Origin of the sequence: Croceitalea sp. P059 (genome assembly GCF_031846365.1) — a bacterium.
In the GTDB taxonomy this organism is placed as follows: Bacteria; Bacteroidota; Bacteroidia; order Flavobacteriales; family Flavobacteriaceae; genus Croceitalea; species Croceitalea vernalis.
On the sequence record NZ_JAVRHW010000004.1, the window covers coordinates 63,020 to 85,990 of the forward strand.

Annotated in this window: 22 protein-coding genes; 12 read left to right on the forward strand and 10 right to left on the reverse strand. The window is 34.3% G+C overall.

The features are described from left to right. The first annotated feature begins 14 nt into the window (after positions 1-14). Genes lepB through RM542_RS12910 form a run of 3 tightly spaced genes read left to right on the forward strand, consistent with a single transcriptional unit; the run spans position 15 to position 2,668 of the window. The gene (gene lepB / locus RM542_RS12900; protein WP_311386163.1) at positions 15-1,721 is read left to right on the forward strand and encodes a signal peptidase I; all 1,707 of its coding nucleotides are present in this window, start codon (positions 15-17) and stop codon (positions 1,719-1,721) included. 13 nt (positions 1,722-1,734) lie between these two features. Further along, the gene (locus RM542_RS12905) at positions 1,735-2,367 is read left to right on the forward strand and encodes a WbqC family protein (RefSeq protein ID WP_311386164.1); all 633 of its coding nucleotides are present in this window, start codon (positions 1,735-1,737) and stop codon (positions 2,365-2,367) included. Continuing rightward, positions 2,360-2,668: a DUF6122 family protein gene (locus tag RM542_RS12910; protein WP_311386165.1), complete on the forward strand. Its 309-nt coding sequence runs from the start codon at positions 2,360-2,362 to the stop codon at positions 2,666-2,668. The genes RM542_RS12905 and RM542_RS12910 overlap by 8 nt, the downstream gene beginning before the upstream one ends. Here RM542_RS12910 and RM542_RS12915 read toward each other — a convergent pair. From RM542_RS12915 to RM542_RS12945, 7 genes are all read right to left on the reverse strand, one after another. Then, positions 2,645-3,676, reverse strand: a complete 1,032-nt coding sequence (locus RM542_RS12915) for an endonuclease/exonuclease/phosphatase family protein (protein WP_311386166.1) — start codon at positions 3,674-3,676, stop codon at positions 2,645-2,647. The two genes, RM542_RS12910 and RM542_RS12915, sit on opposite strands and share 24 nt — an antisense overlap. 15 nt (positions 3,677-3,691) lie before the next feature. Further along, positions 3,692-4,570: a rhomboid family intramembrane serine protease gene (locus RM542_RS12920; RefSeq protein WP_311386167.1), complete on the reverse strand. Its 879-nt coding sequence runs from the start codon at positions 4,568-4,570 to the stop codon at positions 3,692-3,694. 1 nt (position 4,571) lies between these two features. Next, positions 4,572-5,306, reverse strand: a complete 735-nt coding sequence (locus tag RM542_RS12925) for a rhomboid family intramembrane serine protease (protein WP_311386168.1) — start codon at positions 5,304-5,306, stop codon at positions 4,572-4,574. Next, entirely contained in the window at positions 5,307-7,151 is a 1,845-nt protein-coding gene (gene mutL / locus RM542_RS12930; protein ID WP_311386169.1) for a DNA mismatch repair endonuclease MutL, read from the reverse strand. Continuing rightward, positions 7,151-7,435, reverse strand: coding sequence for a riboflavin synthase subunit beta (locus RM542_RS12935; protein ID WP_311386170.1), 285 nt, complete (start codon positions 7,433-7,435; stop codon positions 7,151-7,153). The genes mutL and RM542_RS12935 overlap by 1 nt, the downstream gene beginning before the upstream one ends. A 112-nt stretch (positions 7,436-7,547) precedes the next feature. Then, positions 7,548-8,030, reverse strand: a complete 483-nt coding sequence (gene ribH / locus RM542_RS12940; protein WP_311386171.1) for a 6,7-dimethyl-8-ribityllumazine synthase — start codon at positions 8,028-8,030, stop codon at positions 7,548-7,550. Positions 8,031-8,034: 4 nt separating this feature from the next. Next, positions 8,035-8,796, reverse strand: coding sequence for a tetratricopeptide repeat protein (locus tag RM542_RS12945; protein WP_311386172.1), 762 nt, complete (start codon positions 8,794-8,796; stop codon positions 8,035-8,037). Positions 8,797-8,909: 113 nt separating this feature from the next. Here RM542_RS12945 and recF point away from each other — a divergent pair, with 113 nt between their 5' ends. Genes recF through RM542_RS12960 form a run of 3 tightly spaced genes read left to right on the forward strand, consistent with a single transcriptional unit; the run spans position 8,910 to position 10,706 of the window. Next, entirely contained in the window at positions 8,910-9,989 is a 1,080-nt protein-coding gene (gene recF, locus RM542_RS12950; protein ID WP_311386173.1) for a DNA replication/repair protein RecF, read from the forward strand. A gap of 28 nt (positions 9,990-10,017) precedes the next feature. Next, positions 10,018-10,410 carry a hypothetical protein gene (locus RM542_RS12955; RefSeq protein WP_311386174.1) on the forward strand — a complete coding sequence of 131 codons (393 nt, stop codon included), beginning with the start codon at positions 10,018-10,020 and terminating at the stop codon, positions 10,408-10,410. After that, a complete protein-coding gene (locus RM542_RS12960; RefSeq protein ID WP_311386175.1) occupies positions 10,410-10,706 on the forward strand; it encodes a DUF721 domain-containing protein in 297 nt (98 codons plus the stop codon). Before RM542_RS12955 ends, RM542_RS12960 begins: the two co-directional genes overlap by 1 nt. Before the next feature lie 54 nt (positions 10,707-10,760). On the opposite strand, the gene RM542_RS12965 is transcribed toward RM542_RS12960, so the two are convergent. The 3 genes from RM542_RS12965 to RM542_RS12975 all read right to left on the reverse strand — a co-directional run bounded on the left by RM542_RS12965 (position 10,761) and on the right by RM542_RS12975 (position 15,032). Beyond that, positions 10,761-13,340: a zinc-dependent metalloprotease gene (locus RM542_RS12965; RefSeq protein ID WP_311386176.1), complete on the reverse strand. Its 2,580-nt coding sequence runs from the start codon at positions 13,338-13,340 to the stop codon at positions 10,761-10,763. Positions 13,341-13,520: 180 nt separating this feature from the next. Further along, entirely contained in the window at positions 13,521-13,940 is a 420-nt protein-coding gene (locus RM542_RS12970) for a nucleoside-diphosphate kinase (RefSeq protein ID WP_311386177.1), read from the reverse strand. 48 nt (positions 13,941-13,988) lie between these two features. Beyond that, a complete protein-coding gene (locus RM542_RS12975) occupies positions 13,989-15,032 on the reverse strand; it encodes an alkaline phosphatase D family protein (RefSeq protein ID WP_311386178.1) in 1,044 nt (347 codons plus the stop codon). Positions 15,033-15,108: 76 nt separating this feature from the next. Between RM542_RS12975 and RM542_RS12980 the strand changes: the two genes are divergently transcribed. The 6 genes from RM542_RS12980 to RM542_RS13005 are packed head-to-tail and all read left to right on the forward strand — an operon-like array spanning position 15,109 to position 22,970. After that, positions 15,109-16,125, forward strand: coding sequence for a bifunctional oligoribonuclease/PAP phosphatase NrnA (locus RM542_RS12980; protein WP_311386179.1), 1,017 nt, complete (start codon positions 15,109-15,111; stop codon positions 16,123-16,125). After that, positions 16,122-16,670 carry a gliding motility-associated peptidyl-prolyl isomerase GldI gene (gldI, locus tag RM542_RS12985; protein WP_311386180.1) on the forward strand — a complete coding sequence of 183 codons (549 nt, stop codon included), beginning with the start codon at positions 16,122-16,124 and terminating at the stop codon, positions 16,668-16,670. Before RM542_RS12980 ends, gldI begins: the two co-directional genes overlap by 4 nt. A 13-nt stretch (positions 16,671-16,683) precedes the next feature. Then, positions 16,684-17,793 (forward strand): peptidylprolyl isomerase, encoded by a 1,110-nt coding sequence (locus tag RM542_RS12990; RefSeq protein WP_311386181.1) that lies wholly within the window; start codon positions 16,684-16,686, stop codon positions 17,791-17,793. Positions 17,794-17,806: 13 nt separating this feature from the next. Next, positions 17,807-18,859, forward strand: a complete 1,053-nt coding sequence (locus tag RM542_RS12995) for a glycoside hydrolase family 5 protein (protein ID WP_311386182.1) — start codon at positions 17,807-17,809, stop codon at positions 18,857-18,859. Between the two features lie 23 nt (positions 18,860-18,882). After that, the gene (locus RM542_RS13000) at positions 18,883-19,980 is read left to right on the forward strand and encodes a DUF3810 domain-containing protein (protein WP_311386183.1); all 1,098 of its coding nucleotides are present in this window, start codon (positions 18,883-18,885) and stop codon (positions 19,978-19,980) included. Between the two features lie 44 nt (positions 19,981-20,024). Further along, positions 20,025-22,970: an amidohydrolase family protein gene (locus RM542_RS13005; protein WP_311386184.1), complete on the forward strand. Its 2,946-nt coding sequence runs from the start codon at positions 20,025-20,027 to the stop codon at positions 22,968-22,970. Position 22,971 lies beyond the last annotated feature (1 nt).

The window sequence follows — 22,971 nt, forward strand, 5'->3', positions numbered from 1 at the left end:
AACAAACATTTTTTATGAACGGTACGCAGTGGATTATTTTTATACTTATTGTTCAGGTTATTCATTTTCTTGGAACATGGAAATTATATGTAAAGGCAGGGCGTAAGGCCTGGGAAGCTGCCATACCCATTTATAATGGTATTGTTTTAATGCAAATTATTAACAGACCAAAATGGTGGGTTTTGTTGTTATTTATCCCAATAATTAATCTATTAATGTTTCCGGTAATTTGGGTAGAGACCATTCGAAGTTTTGGTAAAAACAAGTCAGTAGATACTTGGTTAGCTATTCTGACTTTAGGCTTTTACATTACTTACATTAACTATACACAAGATGTCGACTATATTGAAGATCGCGATTTAAAACCAAGAACCGGACTTGGTGAATGGGTTAGTTCAATTGTATTCGCAATTGTAGCAGCAACCTTTGTACATACCTATTTTATTCAACCCTACGTGATTCCAACTGGTTCGTTAGAACGCACCTTACGTGTTGGAGATTTTCTATTTGTAAGTAAATTTCATTTTGGAGCACGAACTCCCATGACTGCTGTAGCAGCGCCAATGGTTCATGATACCATACCAGTTCTAAAAAAGCGATCCTATCTAAATAAGCCTCAAATTCCATATTTTAGATTACCTGGCTTTCAAACACCTAAGAAGAATGATATTGTTGTTTTTAGTTGGCCTGCAGATACAGTAAGGGTCTTTTTCAAGGCAGAGGAAGGTGTTCAAAAACCTATTGATAAAAAATCAAATTACGTTAAAAGGTGTGTTGGTACTCCTGGAGATTCTTTGTCGGTCGTAGATGGTTTTGTCCATATTAATGGTGAAAAATTAGAACTATCTGATCGAGCTAAGGTCATGAAAAATTATAAAATTTATTCAAGAAAAGGAGTTTCAAGTAGGTTGTTAGGTGTAATAGATGCAAGCGATTATACCCGAAAATATATTCCTGCGACACTTTCTCAAAATCAATTGAATATACTTAGAGCTAATGGTATTGCCGCTGGCTCAGATGAAAAAGGCAAACCAGTAATATTAACTGGACCACAAGGTTTACCTATTGAATTGATAAGAGAACTTCGTTTATCATTAAAGGAAGAATCACCATTATCAAGAGTCGCGAATATGACTGATGAAATGGTGGCAAAACTTCGAGCCAATTCCTCTATTGATTCTGTAGTTATGGAAGTTCAAATAAAAGGAACTCCTGGTTACAATGTTTTTCCGCAGAGCCCTTATTACCGATGGAATGTCGACAATTTTGGACCTATTTATATTCCTAAAGCGGGAAGTACCGTTGAAATCAACAACAAAACAATTCCGCTTTACAAAAAAATTATAAGGGACTACGAGCATAATCAAGTTAAAGTAGAGTCCAATCGAGTATTAATTAACGGCGAAGAAGTTAGCTCTTATACCTTTAAGCAAGATTACTTTTGGATGATGGGTGACAATAGAGACCACTCAGAAGATAGCAGAGCCTGGGGTTATGTAGCTGAAGATCATATCGTGGGTAAACCAGTATTCATTTGGTTGAGTTTTGATAATTTTCAAGACGGAATTAGATTTAATGAAAAACTGCGCTGGGACCGTATATTTACTACTGTCGGAGGCAGCGGTGAACCTGTTTCCTATTTTAAATACTTCCTGATATTATTAGCAGGTTACTTTGTATTTGATTTTTTCCGTAAAAAAAAGTCTAAATCAGCATCTTAAGCATTCATAAAAATTGAAAGCACTATTTCACCCTACCTATTTTCCAAATATTGCTACTGTAGCAGCAATGATAAAAAATGAGGTCGTTTGGGAAGTGAATGATAATTATCAAAAACAGACTTTTCGTAATCGTTGTAATATATGTAATGACCAAGGAAAACATCTTCTTACCATTCCTATAAAACACGTTGGAGGCAGTTCTGGTCGACAACGCTATAAAGATGTAAAAATTGATAATAGTTACAATTGGCAAAGACAGCATTGGAGAACTTTACAAACATCTTATAGAACTTCTGCCTATTTCGAGTTTTATGAAGACGAGCTAGAACCTTTATTTCATGAAGAATTTGATTCGTTGCTAGAATTTAATTTAAAAACTATTGCATTCATTACCGAAGCTTTAGGTATTGATTTAGCATACTTAAAAACGGAAAGTTTTAACCTAAATTTTAATGAAGGTTTAGATATGCGTTTTTTAGTTAATGCAAAAAAGGAATTTACTTTGAGCCAAGAGCCTTATTTTCAAGTTTTCGATGATCGCAATGGTTTTGTTCCAAATTCAAGCACGCTTGATTTATTATTTAATGAGGGTACTAATGCTCTCAATTATTTACAAAATCAGAACTTATCCTTTTTAGATGCTTAGGTTCTTGCTACATTATGGAACGCACTTTATTTTTCCTGTTTTAATTGGTCTTATTTTTTTCAAAAACAATCAAAAAAGAGTCATATTGATTCTATTAGCAGGAATTCTAATTGATGTTGATCATGTATTTGCAACTCCAATTTTTGACCCTCATAGATGTAGTATTAATTTTCACCCACTTCATAGTTATTGGGCCATAGGAATATATGCGATGGGCTTACTTTTTAAAAGGAGTCGTATTATAGCGATAGGATTATTAATTCATGTTCTAGCTGATCTAGTCGACTGTAGCCTTATCTGATTTCAACTTCAAAGTCGCCATAACCGGAAAATGATCTGAATACTCGACTTCATAATTAGTATGAGAGGTGAACTCAAAACTATTATCAGCAAGTATATAATCTATGCGCATTGGAAAACCTTTTAAACTAAAAGTCTTACCAAAACCATGACCAGTCTCTAAAAAAGAATCTTGAAAATCACCGATTACCTCTCTATATACACTCGAAAACTGGGTATTATTCAAATCACCGCAAAGTACGCTTTGATATTTATTAAGGTTAATATCATTACTAATCTGTAAAGACTGTGCTTGTTGTTTAATAAATGTTCTTGTAATTTTTCTTAGTGTTCTTCCAGAATTCTCGTTCTTAAGCACTTCAGAGTCAGGAACTATTCCAAATGATTCAAAATGAACATTATATACCGTTATGGTGTCTTGATTAATTAAGATGTTTGCCGCGATAGCACTATTTCCACTTTTTTTGAATTCAAAGACTTTTTCATTCAAAATAGGATGTTTTGAAAAAATAGCTTGAATGATTTTACCCTTTGGCTTTTCTTCATTAAAATCAACAAAACGATAAGGGTAATTCTTAAAGTTACCGTCATATTGTTTAATATGGTAGAATTCTTGAAAACAAATAATATCTGGGTCTAAATCATTTACAAACTTGATTATTTTTTTATCAATGTCTGGCTCTTTAATCGCTTCATTATTGTTAAAACTTCTGGTATTATAAGTGAGTACTTTAAGGTCCCCGATCGCACTCTCGTTATTCCCGAACAATTTAAAAAAGCTTCCAAAAACAAAATAACTTATTGTTAAAGTAATAAAAGACAAAAGAAATCTAGAGTTTTTTCTAATGACCCAATCAATCATAAATACGAGATTCACAAAAACTAGTATTGGCACCATCAAACTAAGTACACCAAAAATACCAGCATTGCCAATACCCATATAATAGATAATAATGGAGATTAATAATAGAAAGGCAAAAAATATATTAAGTAGGAGTCTATAAAACATTTAGGCTTTGTTATATCAGTCTTCTTTACCCGCTTTGAATAGAAAATCTTTTTCTGCTTGTGATAAACTTTCATAACCAGACTTACTGATTTTATCTAAGATAGCGTCTATCTTTCTTTGATGACTTTCTTTGTCGTAATCAACCTTGTTTTTTGTATTCTTGGTAGTATTTCTTTTATAAACCGTTTTCAATGGGGCCTTTTTAGTTTTAGATTTAAACAATTCCCCAATACTATCTAGTAATTTATTAAAACCTTCTCCGATATCGCGTCCTTTAAACAACTGCCTTGCATAAACGTAGCCCAAAAGTGCGCCACCTAAATGAGCAAACATTCCGCCTACGTTCTCACCAGAAGCCAAAGTGACAACATCTTTTAGAATAACAAAAGCTCCCAATTGCCATAGTTTGACATTGAAAAAAATAACCCGTATTTCCTGGTTTGGAATATAGGTGCAAATAAAAATTAATACTGCTGTAACACCGGCTGAAGCACCAATTAAAATAGCATTTGTAGCTGATAGTGTTGGAAAAACATTATAAGCTAACATAAAAAGCAGCCCCCCCACTATAACCCCTAAAAAATATACTGCAATGAATTTTTGTTTATCGAAGAGATTAAAAAAGATTCTACCAAAAAAATAAAGCAATAACATATTCCAAAAAATGTGACCAAAACCTCCATGAAAAAAGGAATAGGTAACTATCGACCAAGGTTGTGATACAAACGAACCTAAGGCCTCAGGCAACTCAAACCAGCTTATAATTTGCTCACTTGAAATACCGAAAAGTACAGGTAAAAGGTTTACCAACAAAAAGATAAACACATTTACAGCTATGAGCTTTTCTGCAAAATTTAGTCTACTAAATTGATATTGTAAGTTTCCACCAGCCATATTAATTCCAACGGTTTTTATTAAACTGATTTTTTTTCCAATACCACATCATAATAAAGCCAATTAGAGCCCCACCTATATGTGCAAAGTGTGCGATTCCTGTATTAGTTCCTGAAATACCAAAAAACACATCACCAAGAATTATTAAGGGAACAAAATATTTGGCTTTTATAGGAACTGGAAGAAAAATTAGCATTAATTCGGCGTTTGGATACATAAACGCAAAAGCAACCAATACACCATACACTGCTCCGGATGCACCAACTGCAGGTGTATTAAAGGCTGACAACATTCCTTCTACAACATTTTGACCAGCTAAACCATACCAGTCTGGACTATATTGACCATTCTTTAAAACCTTTAAAACTTGTGATTCATTTATACCACTATTAACAATTGCTTCCAAACCTTGGTTAAAGAAATAATAATTAGCGGCGGTATGTAATAGCGCGGCTCCTATTCCTGCAGAAAAATAAAAGAATAAAAACTTATTCCTACCCCATGCTTTTTCCAATGGTGAGCCAAAAGCCCACAGGGCATACATATTAAAAATTATATGCATCAAATTGCCATGCATGAACATATGAGAAATGACTTGCCACCACTGAAAATTTGAGTTCTCTATAAACCAGAGTGATAGCCATTGATACATTTGATCACCATACAACTGAGTTGCGATAAAAAAAAGTACATTGATTATCAATAAATGTTTTATAGCTTCTGTTATTCTTCCCATTTATATAAATTTCTTCTCAATTAAGTCTGTTTCAATAGTAGTATAAATAATTCGATTAAAAGGATCTAGCTTCGATTCTTCACACCCAAAAAGGTCATTTACCAAAGCTATTTGAGAGGTTGTATCTAAAGGTTGGCCACTCTTTAAAGCTAAAGTTCTACAAAGTATCTTAGCTATTAAAACTTCAGATGATAACACCTCTTCATCTGTAACTTCACTTTCATTGTTTATAAGCAATTCAGCGAATACTGTGCCAATTGAAGTTTCAGTCATAATAGTTGGTATACCTGACACAGTGACTTTCTGTTTTTTACCAAAATTCATGATAAAACCCAATACTGAGAGATGCTCATGAAATTGCTTAAGTTGTTGAATTTCTGGTCCTGTAAACTCCAGAGTTAACGGAAATAATAATTGTTGGCTAACACCTTGTTTTACTTCGTTATTAGCCAGAAATTTTTCATATAACACCCTCTGATGTGCACGGTTTTGATTTATGACCAACATTCCTGATTTTATTGTAGTCACAATAAACTTTCGACGTAATTGAAAAGCTATCTGATTGGTTTCTATATCTTCTTCTTGTCCTTCAAAAATATCAGGCACCTCAATTTGTGATTCAAATTGAACACTACTAAAAGAGTTGTCTTTATCGTCAAGGTCAGTATATAAATTTTCCCAACCTTCTATCGACTTCTTTTTAAAAGAGCTTGTTCTTACGGTGCTTGATTCCTTAGATTCAAACGGATTAAATCGAGCATCAACAGTTACTTTAGGAACAACTGCTTCTTTACCTTGGTACGAATATGGCGTTAATAAATTATTGTCATGCTCAAAATCTAAACTTGGCACCACATTAAACTGACCCAAACTATGTTTTATAGTTGACCTTAAAATTGCATATAAAGTATTTTCATCATCAAACTTCACTTCGGTTTTAGTTGGATGGATATTAATGTCAATTGCTTTAGGGTCAACGTTCAAGAACAAAAAATAACCAGGTTGCATTTCAGATTTAATTAAACCTTCAAAGGCTGCACCAATGGCATGATGTAAATACGGGCTCTTAATGAATCTGCCGTTAGCAAAGAAAAATTGTTCTCCCCTACTCTTTCTAGCAAATTCAGGTTTGCATATAAAACCAGAAACTTTTACAACTTCAGTTTCTTCTTCAACCGGTACTAATCGTTCATTCATTTTTGCACCAAAAACATGGACAATTCGTTGTCGAAAGTTTTCTTTGGGTAAATTAAATAGTTCTGAACCATTGTTATAAAACTGAAAAGCAACATCAAAATGGACAAGTGCGACTCTTTGAAACTCATCTGTTATATGGCGGAGCTCCACTTGATTAGACTTTAAAAAATTTCTTCTAGCTGGAATATTAAAAAATAAATTTTTTACAGCAATTGAAGTACCTTTAGGCGTTGCCGCTACATCTTGAGCTGTTATTTTACTTCCTTCAATTTTTAAAAATGAACCTAATTCGGCATTCTCAGGTTTTGTTTGAACATCAACATGAGCTATTGCGGCAATGGAAGCTAATGCCTCGCCTCTAAAACCTTTTGTGTTTAAATTAAATAAGTCTTCGGCACATGAAATTTTTGAAGTAGCATGGCGTTCAAAAGAAAGACGAGCATCTGTCTCGCTCATTCCTATACCATTATCAACTACCTGAATTAATGCTTTACCCCCATCTTTAACGATAAGCTTGATATTGGTAGCCCCCGCATCAATTGCATTCTCTAATAATTCTTTAACTACAGATGCCGGTCTTTGTACTACCTCACCTGCTGCAATTTGATTGGCAACATGATCTGGCAAAAGTTTTATAATATCTGCCATTAAGCACTATAGAATATAGATAAATCGAAGTCAATAATAAACAAAAACAACAAAATTAAGACAGCTAAGATGATAATGAAACGCATCTTAATATTTCTATCTCCTTCTGTTTTTAAATCATCAAAAGCGGAAGAAAATTTATTTTTTAGGCCTCTATTTGTCGTTGCAGTACTTCGGAACTTATCAAGTTTATGTTCAATCTTGTATGGACTACCATCGCCTTTATAATATCGCGGCTTATACTCGAAAGTTCTATTTCCCCTTAGTTTTAAAAAGTTACGCATAGTGTCCAATACCTCTATTATCAAAGGTACTTAAAAACGAAAAATAGCGCATTGCCTAGGTCACAAAAATTGTTAAGGAAAAAAGGAGCTTAAATTTTAGAAAAAAGAAATCTTATTTTCCTAGAACAGCCATTTTAATTGCAGCTATTGCAGCCTCAGTACCTTTATTTCCATGTTTACCACCGCTTCGATCGATAGACTGTTGTAGATTATCATCTGTAAGAACACAGAATATAACTGGTACTTCATATTGTAGGTTCAAGTCTTTAATACCTTGGGCTGTCGCAGAACACACATAGTCAAAATGACTTGTTTCGCCTCGTATGACACTCCCGATTGCAATGACTGCATCTATTTCTTGAGAGGTTATAATCTTTTTACAGCCATGAATTAACTCAAAACTACCGGGAACGTTCCAACGAAGTATGTTGTGGGCTGATGCGCCACAATCGAGTAAGGCTTTTAATGCCCCCGAATAAAGTCCTTCGGTAATGGACTCATTCCATTCAGAAACAACAATCCCAAATCGAAGGTTTTTCGCGTTTGGGATTGTTGTCTTATCGTATGTAGATAAATTTTTATTCTCTGTAGCCATGATGCTACTTTTTTACTGAACCTATCAAAGCTTCAATATTTGTTGCTTCATTGGCAGAAGAAAAGTCTGCTTTAATTCGCTCAAAATATTGTAATGCCTTTTCCGTATACCCTAAATTCATCGCCGTGATGCCTGCTTTATATAAATATTTAGGTGTAGAATATGCATTCTCATTGTGGGCAATTGCTTTCTCATAATAGTCTAAAGCATCTTCAGCCTGACCTAATTGAGAAAATGAATCACCTATTGCTCCTTTTGCAAGAGCACCTAAAACAGCATCATCTGAAGAAAAATTCTCAAGATGCTCAATAGCCTCCTTATAATTTTGAGTATTCAAATAAGCCATACCAGCTGAATAGCTAGCTAAGTTTGCAGCTTTTGTTCCTTTATACTCACTAATAATATCTAAAAAGCCATATTTACCTTCTGAACCTAATAAAGCTAAATTCAACAATGAATCTTTATTAGCTTCATTGGTCATTGCTTGGTCAAAATTTTGTTGTGGGTAATACAATTCATTAGCCGCACTTTGTTCTTTAGGCTTTTGAATAAACTCGTTATATCCTAAATAGGCTAAAATACCAACAGCGACCAAAATAATAGCTCCAAGTATAAAATTTTGATTCTTTGAAACCCATGCTTCAGTTTTAGACGCGCTTTCATCTAGCGTGCTAAAAACTTCTGCTGTTGTACTATCCTGTACATCAAACTCATGCTCTTCAGCTTTATTTTTAGGTTTATAGCCTCGCTTCTTATATGTTGCCATTCTTAATTTTATTAATCGCGCAAAAATAAAGTTTTTATCCAAAACGGAAAGGTAAAATATTCGTTATTTTTGGAATCTTTCCTATTAAAATAACCATCGTCCGAAAGCAAAATATGTTTTTAAAACGCTTATCGTTAGTTAATTACAAGAATTTCTCTTCTCAAAATTTAGAATTCGACGCTACAATTAACTGTTTGGTGGGAGCTAATGGCATTGGAAAGACCAATATTTTAGATGCCATTTATCATCTTTCTTTCGGTAAAAGTTATTTTAATCCGGTGGCAACACAGAATATTAAGCATGGTACCGAATTCTTCATGATTGAAGGCGAGTTTGAAAAAGACAAAAGGTTAGAAAAGGTAGTTTGTAGTTTTAAACGCGGGCTAAAAAAAATCATTAAAAAAAATGGTAAAGCCTATGATAAATTCTCTGACCATATTGGCTTTTTACCACTTGTTTTAATTTCACCCGCCGATCGTGATTTAATAACAGAAGGCAGTGATACCAGAAGAAAATTTGTAGATGGTGTTATTTCACAGTCGGATAAGGACTATCTAAAAACCTTAATTAAATATAATAAGGTATTATTGCAACGTAATTCATTATTGAAATACTTTGCTTTGAATCGTACTTATGATCAAGATACTTTGAGCATATATGATGAACAATTACATACATATGGTACTATTATTTATAATAAAAGGCAGGCGTTTTTAGAAGCATTTATTCCAATATTTAAAGAGCAATATTTAAACATTTCTGGAAAAGATGAAGGTGTTTCATTGGAATACCAGAGCAAATTAAAAGAACAAGAGCTAAAAGTTCTGCTTAAAAATGCTGTTGAAAAAGATAGAGCTCTGCAATACACAAGTGTTGGTATTCATAAAGATGATTTAGACTTTGCAATTGATGGTCATCCCATCAAGAAATTTGGAAGCCAAGGACAACAAAAATCATTTTTAATAGCTTTAAAATTAGCTCAATTTCACTTTATCAAAGAACAAGCTAAGACTACCCCAATTTTACTATTGGATGATATCTTTGATAAGTTAGATGAAAGTAGAGTTTCTCAGATTGTCTCTTTAGTTGATAATGACTCTTTCGGGCAAATTTTTATAAGTGATACTCACCCTGATAGAACTGAAAATGTAGTTAAAAGTATACATCAGAGCTACAAAATTTTTAACTTGTAATATGTTGCGCTGCGGGTACATACTTATTTTGTTTTTTTTAGTGGGTTGCTCTAGTAAGGTATCCAAAAAAAATCTAGAATTCCTCAACGGGTATTGGGAAATAACTGCTGTTGAATTCTCAAATGGACAAAAGAAGACTTATAATGTCAACCCAAGCGTTGATTATATTAAGCTGGATAAATTGAAGGGATTTAAAAAGAAAGTGCAACCAAAATTTGATGGTTCTTACGTAATCTCAAATGATACAGAATTCTTTACCATTTTTGAAAAAGATGGGAGTTTAATTATTTCTTTTGAAAATGACTTAAGTTCTTGGGAGGAACAAATAATTACGCTAGAAGAAGACTTTTTTTCTATAGTTAATCAGGACAATATTACGTATTCTTACAAGCGTTATGAACCTATCAATATTCAGAATTAATGGCTAAGAGACAAAACTCACATCTAAATATGGGTGATGCCCTTAATGAGTTTATTAAAGAGAATAAACTTCAAAAAGGAATTGATAAAGTTGATGCAAAAGCAGCATGGGCCAGTTTAATGGGCAACGGGGTTAATAACTATACCGCTCAAGTTGAACTACGAAACGAAACTTTATTTGTATCGCTTACTTCTTCTGTTTTAAGACAAGAATTAAGTATGGGTAAAAGCAAAATAATTGCCATGCTCAATGAGGAACTCGGAAAAGACTTGGTTAAAAAATTAATATTGAGGTAATAAAAAACCCCAATTCGTTAAATTGAGGTTTTATCTTTTAAACTAATAAATATATTATTTAATTTCTTCCATGGCGTTTGAAATTAACGTTCTCAAATGTGTTTTATGAGCCCTAGAAGTTACGTTCCCACTTGAATTATTGGCCATTCTATTTATTGCTTTTAAATTATATAGTGCCATCGATTTTGCTGCATTAGTATAATTTGACTTCCTGACTAAAATATCTATCAATTTTTTGGTGTAAGCTAATTGTAGATTTTGTCTAAACGAATTTACTGAACCATAGATATCAGCCTCAAAAACCCCTTTATTTAAATCGGTCATAAATTCACCCAAATCATACGAATTGCCATATAATTCAGAATCTTGAATGCGTTGCATTGTATTTGGATGCAATATATGACGCATAATATTTGTTTGAAATCTTAATACCGTGGCATGGATTTTAGGATCTTCAGGACCACCAAAAAAGTTAAACCCCCTGCGCTGTCTTGCCAAATAATTATAGAGATCATTAGGTGTTTTAAAGGCTTCTTTTGAAAAGAAGCTTTTGTTAAGTGCTTCCATTGCCCTTTTTTGGTCTTTGTAAGCTACCGGTGTAAAGGGCATTGTGGAACCTTCTTGCCCTATAGTTGACCGATCTACATAAACTCCACCTATAAACCTTGATATCACATTACCAGCTTGGGCATATTGCCCCATTAGAATTGCATGTGCTATTCTTAAGTCATTATAACTACTTCCCTTATCAGTGTATTTATCTTTTATCTTCCCGAACATTCCATTCACCAAATCAATACGCTTTAAAGAATATGCAATCTGGTCATTTGATAAGTCACCCGTATTTACCCTAGGGTCAATACCTTTTCCTGGCGCACGCATATCATCTGCATCATTACCAAAAATTAGTTCCGGTTTTGTTGATTTGTTCAGCAAATTTTCCATTTCGTTGGCATCCTCAAACTCTTGATAGCCAAATTGAATGGCCCACTCATCGTACGGACCGATTGTAGTACTATAATATGGACCTTGATTTTCTGGGTCATTGGCAACATTAATTGCGGTATAGTCCATAACAGAACCTACAAGGGCCTTGCCTTTTAAGAATTCAGGATTATCCAGTTCTTCAGGACTAAATAATTGACTCGCCTTCATATTGTGATTAAGCCCTAAGGTATGTCCAACCTCATGCATAATGAGTTCTAGCATTGCTTCTTTACGGAGACCTTCCATCTCCAATGGGTTTGCATCTACCAATTCTAATACCGTTTGTCCGAACTGCGTATTGAATTGCATCATATGGCCATACGAACAATTAATTTGGTTATGTCCCTCATTATTCCAAATCTCCTTATCACTATCAGCCGCGGTAATGGCATCAAATAGTTTCTCAACACGAACTCTATTTGTATGGTAAACAAATTCTAACATGATATCAGCACCCAAGATTTGGCCTGTTTTAGGGTTTACAAAACTAGGTCCATACCCTCCAAAAGGTGGGTTTGGTGATGATGTCCATCGCAACACATTATAGCGAATATCGCCTGCATCCCAATCTGCATCGTCTGGTTGAACCTTAACAACCATAGCATTTTTATATCCAGCTTTTTCAAATGCTCTGTTCCATTCCAAAACACCCTGCTTAATAGTTTCCCTAAATTCAAGTGGGGTAGAGTTTTCAATCCACCAAGTAATAGGCTCTACAGGTTCCGAAATGGCCGCCTCAGGATTTTTTTTCACCAAGTTCCATCGGTGGATTTTATCCCTATAATTAGCAGCATTAACGGATGTCATATCGTTCTGTGAAGTAAAGAAATAACCCACTCGTGGGTCATCAAAACGAGATTTATATCCATTCTCAGGAAGATCAATAAAGCTGTGGTACATTTGTATAGCAACATTTCTTCCATCGGTTACGGCTTGGCTTCCACCGTTGAGAACTGAGCTTTTTGAATAGACGTAAGACACCGTAAGATTAGTGTTCTTAGGATAGTTTTTAATTGAATTAATTTTTGTTTTATCCTTATCAAGATTCCCCAAAGAAAAGTCTGTTGGTTTTCTGCCGGGGAAATTCGGTGGTTTGATTTGTGATAAGGTTTCTTTCAAGAACAAATTGCTAGCCTTTATCAAATAAAGCTCTTTTTCCGTATCATGTGCCTCAATCTTAAAACTTGCCAATGGCGCCTCACTTATATTAGCGTTACTTGATTTTGACAGAGCATTCTCAGGATTAAAATAATAGGACAAATTCTCATAAACAAATTCTAATTTATCATAATATTTTTGAATGGTAAATATTCGTGAACCGCGATAAGCACCTCTAAAACTAAAGGCATCTGTCACTCCATTTGCCACTTGGGTGAAATAGATAAACTCTTTATTCAATTGGTCTTCCGAAACCAGCAATTGAATGGAACCGTTTACGGTGTCTCGATAAATAGTAAAAAGTCCCTCTAATTTCTCGCTTGACTTTACAAGTTCATCAATTGTTTTCTCTTTTGTCTTCTTTTTTGTGGTTTCTTCAACCAGTTCTTTCTTCTTTTTCTTTTTCTGTGCTGGCAAAGTATTTGTAGTGAAAAACAAAGCACCTAAAAAGAGCATTGCTAGCGGAAAAGATGTGGTTCTTAATTTCATTTTGGATTTTTAAATTTAAAAAAGATGGTATTGAAAAAGGAAGCACCATTTCATTTTAATGAAACACAAAATAGAGTAAACTGCTCAATTTATGCAATAATTATTTGTTAAATACATAAATACTGACCATAAAAAAACCACCCCAAAGAGGTGGTTTTTTTACATTATATATATTATTCTCTAGTAAACTTCTCTTCCTGAAAAATGAAATGCACCTTCAATAGCAGCATTTTCGTCACTATCAGAACCATGTACAGCGTTTTCACCAATACTTGTGGCAAAAAGTTTTCTAATTGTACCCTCAGCAGCTTCAGAAGGATTAGTAGCTCCAATCAATGCTCTGAAATCTTCAACGGCATTATCTTTCTCTAAAATTGCAGCAACAATTGGTCCTCTGGTCATAAATTGTACTAGCTCACCAAAAAATGGGCGCTCACTATGAACAGCATAAAAAGCTTCTGCATCTCGCTTGCTTAATTGCGTAAATTTCATAGCTACAATTTTAAAACCAGCAGCTGTTATTTTTTCCAAAATAGCACCGATGTGTCCGTTTTCAACAGCATCTGGCTTGATCATGGTAAACGTTCTATTTGTTGTCATTATCTAAAATTTTGCGCAAAAATAAGGTTTTTAAACAGCTTTACCATATTAAAACCTTTGTTTTAATTCTTGTAAAACTTCTCCATTATCACCCATAATTTTAAGCAATGCTGTACTACTTTCCACATTTATTTCAATAAGACCGTAACTAGGAACAAAGGTTACATCACCAACACGATAAGGGTTAGGTTCTCCACTAAAGCTGGAATACGAATGTGTTAAACCACTACTAGTAAAGTCTAACAAAGGATAAGACATACCTTCAACATCAGTTTTAGAAAATTCAGAGATATGACGGTCGCCTGACAGAATGATTACTCCTTTTGCTTTTGAAGTACTGATAATTTGTTTCATTTTATCAACTTCAGCCGGATGATTGGCCCACTTTTCAAAACCATGTTTATCTGATAAAAACTGAATACTACTTATAATTAAATTAAAATCTGCTTTTGAATTATTTAATTCATCTTGAAGCCATGTCCATTGTTGCACACCTAGAATAGTACCTTCTCCATAATCGTTAGCTCTGTATCTTCTTCCTTCTGCCTTATCATCTGTGAGGTTTGTTCTAAAAAACCTTGTATCTAAGTTGATAATCTTTACTGAGCCATTTGGTTTTGAAATCAATTGAGATGAATAAACGCCATCTCGTTCTCTTCTTGCATCCCTTTCAGGCACATCCATGAAATCTAAAAATGCTTGTTGACTTCCTTTCTTAGCTGAAAATTCTACCCCACCATCATTAAGTCCATAATCATGGTCATCCCAAGTACCTGTAATAAAAGTTTCTTTTTTTAGTAACGAATAGCCAGGTACCGCATCTTGCATATCATAGAACTCCCTAAGTTTTGTAATATCGTCAGTATCTGCATAAATGATATCGCCTCCCCAAATAAACACGTCTGGGTTTTGTCCTAAAATATCGTCCCAAAAAATATTTTCAACATTGTGTTTATTACAAGAACCAAAGGTTATGACAAAATCTGTTGTGGTAGCTGAGTTGTTATTTAATCTTTTTTCTGTTGTAGATGTCTTTGTCTTACATCCAATTAATAAAAACAAAAGAACTATGACAAAAAAAATATTACGCATGATATTAATTTTTTAACAACGTAAAAATAGCGCTTCTTGAATTAGCACTGTGTTATATTATTGTATCTTTGAACGCATGAATTCAGCTGACATCGCTACTATAAAGTCGCTACTTGCAACTCCTCAAAACATTGTTATTATACCACATAAAAATCCTGACGGTGATGCTATTGGCTCGTGTTTAGGGCTGTCAAAATTTCTTGATTGTTTAGGCCAAAATTCTACTGTGGTAGCTCCAAATGACTATCCAAAATTTTTAAAATGGATTCCTGGTAATGAAGAAATTCTAAATTTCGAACGAGAAAATTCACAATCTAAAAGACTTATTGCAGAAGCTACGCTAATTTTTACTTTAGATTTTAATCACTTGTCAAGAACTGGACAAATGGAATCTTACTTAGAGGCTGCTAGTGCGGATTTTATAATGATAGATCATCACCAACAACCAAGTGATTATGCTAGAGTAACGTATTCTGATGTTAGCATGAGTTCAACCTGTGAAATGGTGTATAACTTCATTGATTCTTTAGATGGTGTTAGCAAAATATCTAAAGACATTGCCACGTGTCTTTATGTTGGTATCATGACAGATACAGGTTCTTTTAAATACGCTTCGACCACTAGTCAAACACATAGAGTAGCTGCTCAACTTATAGACAAGGGTGCCGAAAACATGCAAATTCATCAGCAGGTTTTTGACAACAATTCGCCTGCTAGATTGCACTTATTGGGGGTCGCGCTAAATAATTTAGTGATTTTAGAAAAGTATAAAACTGCCTATATCACTATGTCTCAAGACGAACTTGACAAACATAATTACAGTAAAGGTGATACAGAAGGCTTTGTAAATTATGGATTAACCTTAGATGGAATTATTTTTGCTGTAATCTTTATAGAAAATAAAGAAGAAGGCATTATAAAAATTTCCTTCAGATCAATAGGTGATTTTTCGGCTAACGAATTTGCTAGAGAACATTTTAATGGCGGAGGGCATACCAATGCTGCCGGGGGTCGAAGTGATTTTAATATGGAAGAAACCACAGAAAGATTTATTGAACTTTTGAAAAATTATCAAAAACAACTCAATTCATGATTCGAACCTTATTACTTCTAAGTATAGTTCTATTTTGGGGATGCGGTGAAACGGAACCTAGAAAGCCGATTCAAGTAAAATCAGGTAGTTTTTATGAGAATTCAATCGAACGTAGTAAAAAGCTACTTCAACAAGAAGAACAACTAATACTAGCCTTTATACAGAGAGATTCAATGAATTCTTACTCTATTAGTAATAATGGGTTCTGGTATAAATTTGAAACTAAAAATGAAACTTCAGATTACGAACTAAAAACCGATGATGAAGTATTACTGACCTACACATTGATGAGTTTCAATAACGATACACTTTATTCTAGCGATAACATTGGTATTGTGCAACATGCCATTGATAAGTCACAATTATTTCCTGGTTTGAGAAATGCTGTTAAGCTTTTAAAGGAAGGTGAAAAAGCTACATTTCTTTTTCCATCTTCTCAGGCATATGGTTATAAAGGTGATGATAATAAAATAGGTCCAAAGACACCTATCATATCAAGTCTTGAATTATTAAAAATTCTCAATAAAAAAGATAGTTTAAATTAAATGTAAGCATACCATGAAAAGATTTTTTATTTATTCCACTATTTTATGTTTGATTTTTTCAAGCTGTAAATCAAGTAAATATGCTGATTTAGGTGATGGGATTTACGCAGATATTCAAACTAATAAAGGTGATATAGTGGTGCAGTTGTACCATGACGCCACACCAGTTACTGTTGCCAATTTTGTTTCCTTAGCAGAAGGCAATAGTCCTTTTGTAAGCGAACAGTTTAAAGAAAAACCTTTCTATGACGGACTCACTTTTCATAGAGTTATGAAAGATTTCATGATTCAGGGTGGTGATTATTTAGGCAATGGCACGGGGAATCCAGGTTATAAATTTAAGGATGAAATAGTAGATTCTTTAAAACACACAGGGAAAGGTTTATTATCAATGGCGAACGGTGGTCCAAAGACCAACGGAAGCCAATTCTTTATAACTCATAAAGAAACACCTTGGCTAGATGGTATTCATACCATTTTTGGAAAAGTAGTTGCTGGTATTGACGTAGTTGATACTATTGCTAATGTGAAGGTGTTAGCTCAAAACAAACCTGAAGTTCAAGTAACCATGAATAAGGTTGAAATTATTAGAAATGGCAAGGAGGCTAAAAAGTTCGATGCTATTCAAATAATGACCGATTATTTTGCTGAAGAAGAGAAAGTTATTGCAGAAATGGCAAAAATGAAAGCTGATTTTGTCACTGAACTAAGAGAACAACAAGCAAATGCTGTAGGAACTACGAGTGGACTTAAAATATTTTCATTAAAAAAGGGAGAAGGAGAGCAACCCAAAATTGGTCAAAAAGTTGCTTTAAATTATGCAGGTTGGTTACTAGCAGATGCAACTTTATTCGATACCAGTTTAGCTGAAGTAGCAGAAAAATTTGGCAACTTAGCTCAAATCAAACAAATGCATAGAGGTCAATTTAGTCCAATGATAAGTGAATATAGCGCTGAAGCTCCATTAGCAGCCGGTTTTAAAGAAGGAATGTTGACTATGAAGGTTGGAGATAAAGTAAGGTTATTTATTCCTCCACATTTAGGTTATGGAGATAATGACTATGGGCCAATTCCTGGAGGTTCTACTTTAGTTTTTGATTTAGAAATGGTAGGAATTCAATAAAATAACGCTTACTATGCTACAACGGCCCTATGTGTTATTTGCTATTTTACTGACCATTTTGGTGAGTTGTACTTCCTCAAGTGAGAATAAAAACCCTATAACCGTTAATGACTCTTCAGAAACCGAAGAGTTAAGGGATGCCGAGACAAGCTTGACTTCTGCTGTAGCAACGCATGGGCAATTAAAAGTAAGTGGAAATAAAATACTAGACCAAAATGACATCCCCGTTCAACTTCGTGGGATGTCATTATTTTGGAGTCAGTGGATTAGTAAATATTATAATGCCGAAGCTATTAATTGGTTAACAGATGATTGGCAATGTAATATTGTTCGGGCAGCAATGGCTGTTGATGAAGACTTAGGCTATATTACTAATCCAGAGATTGAAAAGCAAAAAGTTTTTGATGTAATTGATGCTGCTATAGAAAATGATATTTATGTCATAGTCGATTGGCATAGTCATCATGCTGAAAACTATCTTGAGCAGGCCAAAGAATTTTTTACTGAAGTAGCCAAAAAGTACGGAGACCAACCCAACATCATCTATGAAATTTATAACGAACCATTAGATGTTAGTTGGAACGAGGTTTTAAAACCATATCACACCGAAGTGATTCAATCCATAAGAATGCACGACCCCGATAACATTATTGTTTGTGGTACTAGAAATTGGTCTCAGCGCGTAGATGAGGTCATTGGAAATGAAATAGAAGCTAGCAATATTGCCTATACCTTACACTACTATGCAGCAACACATAAATCGGAACTACGTGAAATAGCGCAGCAAGCAATTAATAGCGGTCTTGCACTATTTGTTACAGAATACGGGGTAAGTGAAGCATCAGGAGATGGTTCAATTGACCAGACCGAAGCTAATAGATGGTGGCAATTTTTAGACGATAATAAAATATCATGGTGCAATTGGTCAATTGCCGATAAACAAGAACTTTCAGCAGCGTTAAAACCTAATGCAGCGGCAAACGGTAATTGGACTATGGAAGAACTCACTATTTCTGGTGCAATGGTTCGAGAAGAAATAAAAAGTAAAAATCCTGAGTATAACTAAAATTTAAGGGCAACTAAACTCTAATGAAGTACTACAAAAAACTACTGGCGATATCTATAATTCCCCAGATTATTTTTGTAAAATGGTTTGGTAGTTATCCCGATTTAGTAGAAAAATATTATTCGGAGGGCCTTTACCCATTCATTTCTAAATTTTTAAGAATACTATTCGGTTGGATTCCTTTTTCTATTGGTGACCTTTTTTATACTTTACTAGTATTATCAGTATTTAGGTACTTTTATTTGTTTGGAAAGTCAATTAGAAAAACACCAAAACAATTCCTGCAACATTTGGGCTTATTCTTATCCATTGCCTACTTCATTTTTCATTTATTCTGGGGAATGAATTATTATCGTTTGCCCATCAATGAAAAAATGAATTTCAAAATAGAATATTCAAAAGAGGAATTAGTGGAATTCACTTTAAAAATGGTAAAGTATACCAATCTATCTCAAAACTATTTAACCAACGACACGATCACAGCGGTTCAAATACCATATTCCACTAAGGATATTTATATTAAAACCTTAGAAAGTTATAGTAGAGCTTCAACTATTTTTCCATTTTTTGAATATCAAACACCTAGTTTAAAATCGTCATTATATTCAACTCCATTGACATATATGGGTTACGGAGGTTACTTAAACCCCTTCACCAATGAAGCACAGGTTAATGCAATTGCACCAAAACTTAGGTTACCATCAATTAGTGGTCATGAGGTTGGGCATCAAATTGGATATTCTTCTGAAAGTGCCACCAATTTCATTGGTATGTTAGTCACCTTTAGTAACAAAGATTTGTATTTCAAATATGCTTCTCTATCGCATATATTAGCTTACTGTCTCTCAGATCTAAAAAATAGAGATGAGGAAGCTTTTCAAATTATATTTGCTCAATTAAGTCCAGGAGTGAAAAACAACTACCAAGAATTGAATGATTTCTGGGCACAATATGAAAACCCAACAGAACCCATCTTTAAGTCCGTTTTTAATACTTTTTTAAAAGCTAATAACCAAGAAAGAGGTATCGAAAGCTACAATGCCGTGGTAGGGCTATTGGTGAATTTTGATAGCGATTTTTGGTATACCTATTTTTGGCAAGACTTGAACTTGCAGAACTAATACTGTTCTGCTACCTTTAGACAGCTAATTCAAAAAACACTTCAATGAAATTAAAATTATTTGCACTAACCCTGTTATGGTGCTGTGCTACTACATTTTCACAGGACTACTTCCCTGAAAATGATGGTGTTAAATCAAAAAATAACAATTATATGGCATTTACTAATGCCAAAATATATGTTACACCAACCCAAATTTTAGAAAAGGGTACATTACTAATTCAAAACGGCAAAGTTGTCGAAGTAGGCACTTCAATTTCTATTCCTAAAAACGCAGTGATTGAAAATCTAGAAGGAAAATCTGTTTATCCTTCTTTCATTGATGCTTATTCTGCTTTCGGAGTAGAAAAACCAAAACGTGCTCCCGGACGTGGCCGTGCTTCACAGTATGAAGCTACTCGTGAAGGGTTTTACTGGAATGATCATATCATGCCGGAAAATGAAGCAATATCTAAATTCAAATTTGATAATAAAAAAGCTGGGGAATTACGTAAAGCGGGCTTCGGGGTTGTAAATAGCCATATTCAAGATGGCATAGCAAGAGGAACTGGTGTTCTTGTTGCCTTAAATAGTTCTGGTAGTGACGGTGATAGAATTTTGGAAGATCAATCAGCACAGTACTTTTCATTTTCTAAAAGTATCGCTAAAAGACAATCGTACCCTACATCACTAATGGGAGCGACAGCCTTATTACGTCAGTTACATTATGATCTAGATTGGTATGCAAAAGGTAATGTATCAACTAAAGATCGGTCTTTGGAAGCGCTTATAGAAAATAAAGGCTTACCTCAAATTTTTACTGCCGGCAGTAATGGTAATATAATGCGTGCAGATAAAATTGGCGACCAATTCGGAATTCAATACGCAATTCTAGGAGGTGGTGATGAATACCAGTACATCAGTGCAGTTAAAAACACTAATGCTAAATTGATTATTCCTATCAATTTTCCAAAAGCCTATGATGTTTCAAATCCGTATTCAGCAGATTATGTAAATCTTTCTGATATGCGCCATTGGAACCTAGCTCCAACAAACCCAAAGATCTTAGAAGATAATGGGGTTCAATTCTCTTTGACTACGCATGAGTTAAAATCGCCTTCGAATTTTAAAGCAATGTTGATAAAAGCCATAGCACATGGTCTTTCAAAAACTAAAGCACTTGAAGCTCTGACAACTGTGCCCGCGAGTATCCTAGGAAAATCTAGTATGATAGGTACATTACAATCAGGTAGACAGGCCAACTTTCTAATCACATCTGGGGATATTTTTGATAAAAGCACAACACTCTACGAAAATTGGGTTCAAGGCACTAAAAACGTTATTAATAATAAAAATCAAAAAGACATCAGAGGTAACTATGATTTGACCGCAGGCGGTCAGTCTTATAAAATGTCCATAACTGGAGAAATTAGCAAACCCAAGGTTGAAATCAAAAAAGATACGACTAAGCTAAAATCTAAAATTGATTATGCTACTGATTGGTTGAACTTTTCTATCACTTCTGAAGATGGAAAAATTTATAGAATGACAAGTTTGGTCTCAAAAAACTCTGATAACCTTAATGGAAAACTGATTCTTCCTTCTGGTAAAGAAAGTTCGTTTACAGCAAATAAAACTAGTTCTTTTGAAGCTGCGGTAAGGAAGAAAACCAAAGAAAAAGGAGCCCCAGAATTGGTAACGATGACTTACCCAAATATTGGTTACGGTAATATCTCAAAACCAAAGCAAGAAACTCTAATTTTTAAAAATGCAACTGTTTGGACAGGGGAAACCATATTAGAAAATACCGATGTAATAGTTAAAAATGGTAAAATTAGTAAAGTAGGTAAAGACCTAAGCGGTGGCAGTGCAAAAGAAATTGATGCAACAGGCAAACATTTAACTGCTGGTGTTATTGATGAACATTCACATATTGGAGCATTAGCTATTAATGAAGCAGGACATAATTCTACAGCTGAAGTTAAAATGGAAGATGTAGTTGATCCGCGAGATATTGATTTATACAGAAATCTTGCCGGAGGAGTTACAACCATTCAATTGTTACACGGCTCTGCAAATCCTATTGGTGGGCGTTCAGCAGTATTACGTTTGAAATGGGGTGAAGGCGTAGACGGGCTTTTATTTCCTAATATGCCCAAATTTATAAAGTTTGCCTTAGGTGAAAATGTAAAACAATCAAATTGGCAAAGCTTTTCACGTTTTCCTCAAACCAGAATGGGTGTTGAACAAGTATTCATCAATTACTTTCAAAGAGCTAAGGAATATGATAGTAATAAGAAGTCTGGTAAAGCCTATCGCTATGATGAAGAAATGGAAACCTTGGCTGAAATTTTAAATGGTGAAAGGTATATAAGTTGTCACTCTTATGTACAAAGTGAAATTAATATGCTAATGAAAGTTGCTGATCAGTTCAACTTTAAAATCAACACCTTTACTCATATCTTGGAAGGTTACAAAGTAGCCGATAAAATGGCTGAACACGGTGTTGGTGGTTCTACTTTTAGCGACTGGTGGGCATACAAATACGAGGTTAAAGATGCTATTCCCCATAATGCTGCAATAATGGCAAGTCAAGGAGTTACCGTTGCTATCAACAGTGACGATGCCGAAATGTCTCGTAGATTAAATCAAGAGGCAGGAAAAACCATTAAATATGGCGGAGTTTCAGAAATAGAGGCGTGGAAAATGGTCACTTTAAACCCTGCAAAATTACTTCATATTGATGATAGGGTTGGCACTATTGAGGTCGGTAAAGATGCTGATTTGGTACTTTGGTCTGATTATCCAATGTCAGTATATGCTAAGGCAGAAAAAACAATCATTGAAGGAGCGGTATATTTTGATTTAGAAAAAGATAAAGTACAGCGAGAAACCATTCAGAAAGAGCGCAATAAACTGATAACATTGATGCTTAACGAAAAAGATGGTGGTGCAAAAATGCAAGGGCCAAGACAAAACAAAAAAGCACGATTTGAGTGTGACACCCTTTAAA